At 63.1% G+C, this 2,361-nt stretch carries 2 protein-coding genes; both read left to right on the top strand.

Annotated elements, in window-relative coordinates; genetic code table 11:
- A partial coding sequence (locus WBF82_RS24200; protein ID WP_424385456.1) for a tyrosine-protein phosphatase occupies positions 1-644 on the top strand: 644 nt, incomplete at its 5' end.
- Between the two features lie 154 nt (positions 645-798).
- Positions 799-2,334 carry a PE-PPE domain-containing protein gene (locus tag WBF82_RS24195; RefSeq protein WP_424385455.1) on the top strand — a complete coding sequence of 512 codons (1,536 nt, stop codon included), beginning with the start codon at positions 799-801 and terminating at the stop codon, positions 2,332-2,334.
- Positions 2,335-2,361 lie beyond the last annotated feature (27 nt).

Here is a 2,361-nt window from a genome sequence, read left to right as displayed (position 1 = left end):
GCCGCGAGGTCGAGCGCCATGGGCCGGGCCGGGTGCCCGACGGCGTGCAGATACACTTACTGCCCATCCCGGATCTCGGGCCCGAGGAACTCAACCCGGACGGCGACGCGCCTCACGAGCATGCGTTTCGACGGCTGCTGGAAGATAAGGCCGACGACGAACCCGTCAGCGAGGCGGCCAGCCAATACAGGATCGACGAGTACAGCCGCTTTCCCACCTACAACGGCGCGCAGCAGGCACTGCACCGCGTGGTCAGCTTGCTGGCCGATGGACGCTCCGTGCTCGCCCACTGTTTCGCCGGCAAGGACCGCACCGGCTTCACGGTCGCGCTGGTATTAGAGGCCGCGGGCGTCGAGCGTGACGCGATCATGGCCGACTTCCTGGGCAGCAACCGGGCGGTTCCCCAACTGCGCGACCGGATATTGGAAGCAGTCCGGCAGCGATCGGACGTCGAAGTGACGCCGGAGTTGATGGCGTTCACCGAGGCGCGGCTGTCTGACGAAGTCCTCGGTGTACACGAGGAATACCTCGATACCGCGCGCCGCACCATCGATGAGAACTTCGGTTCGCTCGACGGATACTTGCGCAGCGCGGACATCACCGAGGCCGATGTGGCCCGGATGAGTGAAGCACTGCTGGGTTAGCGCCAAAGCGATGCCACCCCTGCTCTCAGGGTGGAGCCATCTTCTGCCGCACCTAAGTTTTGCGGAAGGAAAACCTGTGGATTTCTTAGACATTCGGCGTCAAGGGGAGTAGAACATACGTTGAATATCTGCGCCAAAGCCCCGGGAGGCCGCCATGTCAGACCGCAAGCTTCGTTGGCTGGGTTTAGGGCTGGTGGCAACCGTGAGCGGCGGTGTGTTGGGGTTAAGCGCGATGATGAACGCCGCGTCCGCCCACGCCGACGACATCGGCCTGGTGATGGGCGGCAGCGAACTGCCCATCCCCGGCCCGCAGTACGTAGCAGCCGCTGACGAGCTCTACCTGAGCAAGTTCTACCCCGACCTGACCTTCTACCAAGCCACCCCGGCTAACCCCTTCGGGAACGGGTTGTTCACGCCGGAAGGGCTATACCCCTTGTTCTCAGGGGGCGTGCATCAGCTTTATCTGAACTATCCCCAGGACGCCGATGGCAATCCGGCCCTCAGCACGTCGGTTGGCCAGGGCGCCGCCATCGTGCAAAGCACGGTCCTCAGCGACGAGGCGAACGGCGACGCCTCGACGGTGTTCGGCTACTCGCAAAGTTCCACGGTGGCCAGCTTCGCGATGAAGTTGTTGGACCCGGCCGGCACGCCCCAGACCGGACCGCTTGACCCGCAATTCCTGTTGATCGCTGACCCCAGTAATCCCAACGGCGGGCTGCTCGAGCGCTTCAACGGCTTCGAAACTCTAAGCGGCCACTCCGTAGTCGACCAGCTGAACCTGCCGAGTCTGGGTTTGGCGTTCGACGGCGCAACGCCGTCCGACGATTTCGCCACCAACATCTATACGTTGGAGTACGACGGCTTCGCCGACTTCCCGCGCTACCCGCTGAACTTCCTGTCCGACGTGAACGCCTTCTTGGGGATCGAAGAGCTGCACGGCACCTATCTCAACGGCGGCGTCGATGGAAGCGGCCCGACCCCTACAGACATCGCTGACGCAAAGCTGTTGCCGGGCTCCGCATTGGCCGGCAACACCGACAGCCTGACGAACTACTACATGATTGACACGCTTGGCGGGCACGCCGTGACGGCGCCCCTGGTGGGTCTGCTGCCGAAACCGTTGCAAGAATTGCTGGGACCCGACCTGACGTACCTGATCAACCTCGGCTACGGCGACGGCACCCTGGGCTACTCGGACACGCCGGCGGATGTGGCCACCCCGTTCGGCCTGTTCCCCAACGTCAGCGTGTCGACGGTGCTCAGCACGCTGGCCACCGACACCCAGCAGGGCTTCCAGAACTTGATGAGCGGCACAGATCCCTACTCGGCGGCAGTGGATCCTGCGACCTCAGGACAAAGCGTCACGGATCTGTTGTCGGCATTGTCGGCTGATGCCGCGAATCCGGCAGCGTCATTCACCGACTTCGTCAACGCACTTTCGAGTGCGGCCTCGACGCTGTATTCCACCTTGCTGCCAACGGCAGACATCGCGAATGCGTTGTTGACCAGCTTCCCGGCCTGGGACACCTCGGTTTTCACGGATTCTTTGAGCACCGGTGACCTGACGGACGCACTTGGTTTGCCGATCGCAGCGACCGCCGCCATAGGCACGCTGGCAGCTGGTTTCGAATTCGAAATCCTCTCGACCGCGTTCAGCCAGGTTGCTGCCGACTTCTCGGGTCTGTTCTAGGAACGGCCGCGTCGAGTGAGGGGTTGA

This window comes from Mycobacterium sp., assembly GCF_049673265.1.
Lineage (GTDB): Bacteria > Actinomycetota > Actinomycetes > Mycobacteriales > Mycobacteriaceae > Mycobacterium.
The sequence above is the reverse complement of the archived record's forward strand: the minus strand, read 5'-3'. Positions and strand labels throughout refer to the sequence as shown.

Coding starts and splice junctions, on each gene's coding strand:
- WBF82_RS24195 (WP_424385455.1), top strand. CDS start 799: ATGTCAGACCGCAAGCTTCGTTGGCTGGGTTTAGGGCTGGTGGCAACC.